The organism is Agrobacterium radiobacter (assembly GCF_040801995.1).
Classification (GTDB): Bacteria; Pseudomonadota; Alphaproteobacteria; order Rhizobiales; family Rhizobiaceae; genus Agrobacterium; species Agrobacterium radiobacter.
On record NZ_JBEGHX010000001.1, the window covers coordinates 2,839,360 to 2,845,879 of the forward strand.

6 protein-coding genes are annotated in these 6,520 nt (G+C 57.9%); 3 read left to right on the forward strand and 3 right to left on the reverse strand.

The annotated features are described in order from the left end of the window. Position 1 precedes the first annotated feature (1 nt). The 3 genes from olsE to ubiE form a co-directional block, all read right to left on the reverse strand. Positions 2–916, reverse strand: coding sequence for an ornithine lipid hydroxylase OlsE (olsE, locus tag MRBLRC7O_RS13955; protein WP_080865759.1), 915 nt, complete (start codon positions 914–916; stop codon positions 2–4). Positions 917–1,079: 163 nt separating this feature from the next. After that, on the reverse strand, positions 1,080–2,654 hold the full coding sequence (gene ubiB / locus MRBLRC7O_RS13960) for a 2-polyprenylphenol 6-hydroxylase (RefSeq protein WP_060722821.1): 1,575 nt from the start codon (positions 2,652–2,654) through the stop codon (positions 1,080–1,082). A gap of 36 nt (positions 2,655–2,690) precedes the next feature. Continuing rightward, the gene (gene ubiE / locus MRBLRC7O_RS13965) at positions 2,691–3,467 is read right to left on the reverse strand and encodes a bifunctional demethylmenaquinone methyltransferase/2-methoxy-6-polyprenyl-1,4-benzoquinol methylase UbiE (protein WP_003503808.1); all 777 of its coding nucleotides are present in this window, start codon (positions 3,465–3,467) and stop codon (positions 2,691–2,693) included. 143 nt (positions 3,468–3,610) lie between these two features. Here ubiE and mutM point away from each other — a divergent pair, with 143 nt between their 5' ends. The 3 genes from mutM (at position 3,611) to rpsT (ending at position 5,776) form a co-directional block, all read left to right on the forward strand. After that, a complete protein-coding gene (mutM, locus tag MRBLRC7O_RS13970; RefSeq protein ID WP_003503806.1) occupies positions 3,611–4,507 on the forward strand; it encodes a bifunctional DNA-formamidopyrimidine glycosylase/DNA-(apurinic or apyrimidinic site) lyase in 897 nt (298 codons plus the stop codon). Positions 4,508–4,540: 33 nt separating this feature from the next. Beyond that, on the forward strand, positions 4,541–5,314 hold the full coding sequence (locus MRBLRC7O_RS13975; RefSeq protein WP_003503804.1) for an enoyl-CoA hydratase: 774 nt from the start codon (positions 4,541–4,543) through the stop codon (positions 5,312–5,314). Between the two features lie 195 nt (positions 5,315–5,509). Next, positions 5,510–5,776, forward strand: a complete 267-nt coding sequence (rpsT, locus tag MRBLRC7O_RS13980) for a 30S ribosomal protein S20 (protein ID WP_003493474.1) — start codon at positions 5,510–5,512, stop codon at positions 5,774–5,776. Positions 5,777–6,520: the final 744 nt, after the last annotated feature.

Below are 6,520 nucleotides of genomic sequence, written 5' to 3' on the forward strand. Positions count from 1 at the left end.
GTCAGTTGACCTTCTTGTCCTTGCCAATGATCTGGCGGACGCCTTCTTTGGTGAAGGGCTGCAGGAGCTGCGGCACAAACCCCTTTGCGATCTCGCCCTTGATGCCGATATCGGTGGAAGAGGGCCGGTCGGGGTTGTGGTAGGACCCGAAAATGAGATCGAAGATGACGAGGTTTTCGCCGTAATTGGTGTTGCCTTCCGGAAGCTGCTTCGAATGGTGCCAGCGGTGCAGGCGCGGCGTGCTGAAGATATAATCGAGCAGCCCCGTTTTCATGTCGACATTGCAATGGGTCAAAATACCGATGAAGGCGGTCACGGCGCCCAGCCACCAGAAAACCTGAAGCGGCGCACCCATGAAATAAAGCGGAATCTGGCTGAGCGCGATCTTGAACAGGGAGTCGGCCACATGAAACCGACCGGTATTGACGACCCAGAGCCGCACGACGCTGTGATGCAGGGCATGGAACCGCCAGAAGAATACCGTTTCATGCGCAATGCGGTGGGCCCAGTAGAGACCGAATTCGGCAATCGCCACCGCAAGCGCGACCTGGACAATCATTGGCAAATGGGAAGGCCACAGGTCGAACCGCATCGCCGCCAGCGGCTGCAGAACATTCGCGGCTACCATCGGGAAGATCGCCGCGGCGGCGGCAGCGAGTTGTACGAGCCCCTTCGTCAGAAGCGTGTGACCGATGCTGTTGATGGTCTCACCATCCCCCTCAAGCCATTCGACTTCATAGGGAATATAGCGCTCGAGGAGAAACAGGCTGAGAACCGCGCCCGCATAAACGGCGAGAAAGGCTGCGATCGGATGACTGCTCGTAAAAGCGAAATAGGACCCGACGAGGCCGCCGACGAACACCAGTGGCCAGGAGGTATAGGAAAGGGCTGCTTTTAGTACTTGCGCTTTTGCCATCAAAATCAAATCCTGTCCGGCGTATCCGTCTCTACCATCGGCGCACTTCCGCGCAGGCTTCCGAGCAACCCTTACCCGCACCAATCACCTGTCTTGGCTAGAGATCAGACCCTTATCGCTCCAATGCATTACACAAACATGGCACATAGCGGTGCCGAAATGCTCAGCTCACCCTGATCGCAATATAGAGAAGCGTCAGCGCAATGACCCAGAGAGCGACCCGTCCCCATTTGGTGTGGCGCGCTTCCGCCTTGCCAATGGCTTCCGCCGTCTGCGCATCAAAACGCAGGCCGTTCTCGCTCATATACATCAATTCGGAATGCAGTTTTTCCGTCTTGGCGGCAATCTCCGGTGCTGCCTCGGCAAGCTTGAGGGCGGCTTTCACGCCATCCTTCAGGTCGGTGACGACACGTTTCGGTCCGAGATTGTCCCTGATCCAGCCGCCAACGACCGGGTCGGCCGCCTTCCACATGTTGAAGCGCGGATTGAGCATGCGCGACACGCCTTCCACCACCACCATGGTCTTTTGCAGCATGACGAGTTCCGGCCGCGTCTCCATGTCGAAGAGTTCGGTCACTTCGAACAGCAGCGTCAGCAACTTGCCCATGGAGATCGTCTCGGCCGGCTGGCCGTGGATCGGTTCTCCAATGGCGCGGATCGCCTGCGCGAAACTGGCTTTGTCGTGGTGGCCCGGCACATAACCGGCCTCGAAATGCACCTCAGCCACCCGCATATAGTCGCGGGTAATGAAGCCGTAGAGGATTTCGGCAAGGAAGCGGCGTTCCTTTTTGCCAAGGCGTCCGGCAATGCCCATATCGACGGCAACGATCTCGCCCTCAGCATCCACGAAGAGATTGCCGGGATGCATGTCGGCGTGGAAGAAGCCATCGCGCAGCGTATGCCGCAGGAAGGACTGGATCAGCGTATCGGCGAGCTTGTTCAGGTCGTGGCCGGCGGCCTTCAGGCCCTCGATATCCGACATCTTGACACCGTCGATCCATTCCATGGTGACGACATCGCGACCGGTGCGCTCCCAATCCACCTCCGGAACACGGAAACCCGGATCGTCCTTGGTATTTTCGGCAAGTTCGGAAAGGGCGGCGGCCTCTAGCCGCAGATCCATCTCGATCTTGGTGGTCTGCTCCAGCGTGCGCGTCACCTCGACGGGGCGCAGGCGGCGGGCGGAGCGGACGAAACGCTGCTGCAGGTCGGCGATCAGATACATCGCCTCCAGATCGTTCTGGAAACGCTGACGCACGCCGGGACGGATGACCTTGACGGCCATCTTGCGCGGCCCTTTTGGTGTATCCACCATTGCCGGGTGCACCTGGGCAATGGAAGCCGCGGCGATCGGATCGCCGAATTCCCTGTAGAGTTCAGACACCGACCGTCCGAGCGAGCCTTCGATATTGGCCTTCGCCGCAGCCGCCGGGAAAAAGGCCATGCGGTCCTGAAGGCTTGCGAGATCGTCGGCGAAGTCGGCGCCCACCACATCCGGCCGGGTGGCGAGAAACTGACCCATCTTCACATAGGAGGGCCCGAGCCGCTCCACAGCCACCGCCAGCCGGTCGCTGCGCTGCGCCCGTTTCGCCTTGCTGCGGGCGAATGGCTTCAGCAGCGCTTTCAATAATTGGGCGGGAGCAGGCAGGTCGTCGGACGGCAGGGCCAGCACGACGCCTTCGCGCACGAGAACCCAGCCAACCCTCGCGAGGCGGAAATATGCGCCCAAAGTACTCATGCTTATGCTTGTCTCCTGCTTTTACCGGCCATGGTCTTAAAGCTTCCAGCCGGAATGCAGGGCGGCGATGCCGCCGGTGTAATTGGTGTAGGTCACGCGGGAGAAGCCGGCGGTGCGGATCATCGTCGCGAAATCTTCCTGATTGGGGAATTTGCGGATCGATTCGACCAGATATTGATAGGGCTCGGCATCACCCGTGATCATCTTGCCGAATTGCGGAATGGCGTTGAACGACCAGGCGTCATAAACACGGTCAAGCAGCGGCATATCGACTTCGGAAAATTCCAGCACCAGCAGCCGCCCGCCACGCTTCAAGACACGGTGTGCCTCTTTCAGCGCGACATCGATGCGTGGCACATTGCGAATGCCAAACGCGATCGTATAGGCGTCGAAACTATTCGCCTCGAAGGGCAGCTCCTCGGCATTGGCCTCCACGAAGGTCAGATTGTCGGAAAGCTTCTTTTTTGCCGCGCGCTCCTCGCCGACGGCCAGCATCGAGCCGTTGATATCGAGAACGGTGGCATGCGCCAGACGGTTGGAGGCTTCGATGATACGGAAGGCGATATCGCCGGTGCCGCCCGCAACGTCCAGAATCTTGTAGGACGGGTCCTTGCGCGGCGAAAGCGAAGAGACCATCGCGTCCTTCCACAGCCGGTGCAGGCCAGCCGACATTACGTCATTCATGATGTCGTAGCGCTTGGCCACCTTATGGAAGACCTCGTTGACCAGCCCCTGCTTTTTGCCTTCGTCCACCTTGTGGAAGCCATAGGACGTTTCCATGCCGCCTTGGGCAGTGGTACGGGCGTCGGTCATCGTCTGTCTCCATATTTATTGCGTGGCGGACCATAGCGGAAACGCCATGGCAACGCTATCTGTTGCCGCATCGCCTGGGCGCGACATTTCGCGTGCACTGTATAGACCACATGGTCCTAACGATAAACTGTCGGATAAGCCAGATGCCAGAATTGCCAGAAGTCGAAACCGTCAGACGTGGCCTTGCACCTGCTATGGAAGGGGCAAGGATTCGCAGGCTGCATCTCGGCCGCCCGGATCTGCGCTTTCCTTTCCCGGAGGATTTCGCGGGGCTGATCGAGGGCAAGACGATCATATCGCTCGGACGAAGGGCGAAATATCTTCTCATCGAGCTGGAAGACGGACTGACGATCGTTTCCCATCTCGGCATGTCCGGTTCGTTTCGTATCGAGGCGGAAACGGATGAGGCTGACAAGACGCCCGGCGCGTTTCATCACGCCCGCTCGAAGGACGGCAAGCACGACCATGTCGTCTTTCATCTCGATCAAGGAGAAGAGCGCGTCTGCGTCATTTATAATGATCCGCGCCGCTTCGGCTTCATGCATCTGGTGGAGCGCAACAAGCTCGATCTTTACCCGGCCTTTGCCGAGCTTGGCCCGGAGCCGACAGGCAATGCGCTGAGCGCGGAATATCTGGCCAGCCGGTTTGAGGGCAAAAGCCAGCCCCTGAAAAGCACACTGCTGGACCAGAAGGTCATCGCCGGCCTCGGCAATATCTATGTCTGCGAGGCGCTGTGGCGCGCGCATCTTTCGCCCTTGCGGGCCGCGGGAACGCTGGTAACGAAAGGTGGCAAGCCCAAAGCACAACTCGTCGATCTGACGGAGAAAATCCGCGATGTCATCGCCGACGCCATCGCCGCCGGCGGGTCCTCATTACGAGACCATATACAGACGGACGGAACGCTCGGTTATTTCCAGCATTCCTTTTCGGTCTACGATCAGGAAGGCCAGCCTTGCCGGACACCCGGCTGCGGGGGTACGGTTGAAAGGGTGGTGCAGGCCGGTCGTTCGACCTTTTATTGCGCCGCCTGCCAGAAGTAATGCTGCCGGAGTAACGGAGAAGGGGAGACTGCCGTGGACTATGAAACGATACTGGTCGAGAAACGCGATGAGGTGGGTGTCATCACCCTCAACCGCCCCAAGGCGCTCAACGCTCTCAATTCGGTGCTTCTGAAAGAGCTGCGGCACATTCTGTCTTCGTTTTCCGCCGATGATTCCATCGGTGCGATCATTATTACCGGTTCGGAAAAGGCATTTGCTGCTGGCGCCGACATCAAGGAAATGCAGGGGCTGGATTTCGTCGATGCCTATGTCGGCGATTTTCTCGGCGGCTGGGACGAGGTTGCGGCCACCCGCAAGCCTGTTATCGCCGCCGTTTCCGGTTTTGCGCTCGGCGGCGGCTGCGAACTGGCGATGATGTGCGATTTTATCATCGCTTCTGATACGGCGAAGTTCGGCCAGCCGGAAATCACCCTCGGCGTCATCCCCGGCATGGGCGGCTCGCAGCGGCTGACACGGGCAGTCGGCAAGGCAAAGGCCATGGACCTGGTTCTGACCGGCCGCATGATGGATGCAGCGGAAGCCGAGCGCGCCGGTCTCGTGTCGCGTGTTGTGCCGGCTGCAAATCTGATGGACGAGGCGGTTGAGGCCGCAACCCGCATAGCTTCCCTGTCGCGTGCCTCCGTGCTCATGGCCAAGGAAAGCGTCAATCGTTCCTTCGAGGTGCCGCTTTCAGAAGGTCTGAGATTTGAAAGACGCTCGTTCCAGTCGCTCTTTGCCACGGCGGACCAGAAGGAGGGCATGGCCGCCTTCGTGGAAAAGCGCAAACCCGCTTTCCGGAATCGCTAAGGATTCGGAATATCGGCGCTTTTAAGCGTTTTGCGCGTTGACGGGCGTAAGCTTTAGCGGTATATGCCCGCCCACGGTTAAGGAAAGCCATCCGGCTTGTCCGAAATTACTCCCGCATTCTTGGGTTACGTGAGGTCTTCTAACGACCCGATCCTATGGTTGCGGAATTTGGTTTGAATTCGAAGAGAGGCATACATGGCCAATACAACTTCGGCGAAAAAGGCGACCCGCAAGATCGCTCGCCGTACCGCAGTCAACAAGGCTCGCCGTTCGCGCGTTCGCGGCTTCATCCGCAAGGTCGAGGAAGCCATCGCTTCCGGTGATCTGGCAGTCGCCACCGAAGCTCTGAAGGCAGCTCAGCCCGAGATCCAGCGCGCCGCCACCCGGGGCGTTCTGCACGGCAACACCGCATCCCGCAAGGTGTCGCGTCTCGCACAGCGCGTTAAGGCTCTTTCCGCCTAATCCGGCTAATCACAAATAATTATTCAAAAAGCCTGGTCTTTTGACCGGGCTTTTTGTGATTCTAACTGCCCGTTAACCATTGCTGCCGTAACGTGACAAACGCATGTCAGATGGACGACAGGAAATTTGCAGTAAAAACAATAACTTGCTGGAGGTCTCTGGAAAACTCAGGGGCTTTCTCTACGGAAGTCGCAGCTAGTTTTGAGTCAAGAAGATTTTTATTTTTTTGCCAAAATCCGCTCTTAAAAATTGCCAAAATTGAATCTCATTGATTCATAAGCGATTCTGCTTCGCACCCTGTCGGTGATGCAAAACGGCCTTTGCGAGTCAATGGCCGATCTGAGTTTTTGCAGAAAAAACGCCATTGATCTCTCCCACGATCCTGCCTAAATGCATTTCAACAAGGGGTGCGGATCTCAGTCCACAGATTATCTCGATGATCGTATCGACGATATTCACCTTCTTGCTGACGGGTCTTTCGAGGTCCGTTTTTTCAGGTCATGGAGCTTTTTGTGCCGTTTCGGTCTCCGGAACGGGCGGGGGTTTTTTGCCCTCAAGAATGCGCCTTAAGGTTGTAGCGAAAGGAGCGTTTTTAGCGTGTCGCAGGCCTCTCCATGAGGGGGAGGGAAATGGGATAACCGGCTCGCAAACAAGTAGTCGCCTTTGGCGTTCTTTCGAGGGGAACGCTTGGGGGCAGAAATAAACGAGGGGGATCCCTGGCGGTCGATCTTTGATCGTCAGGCT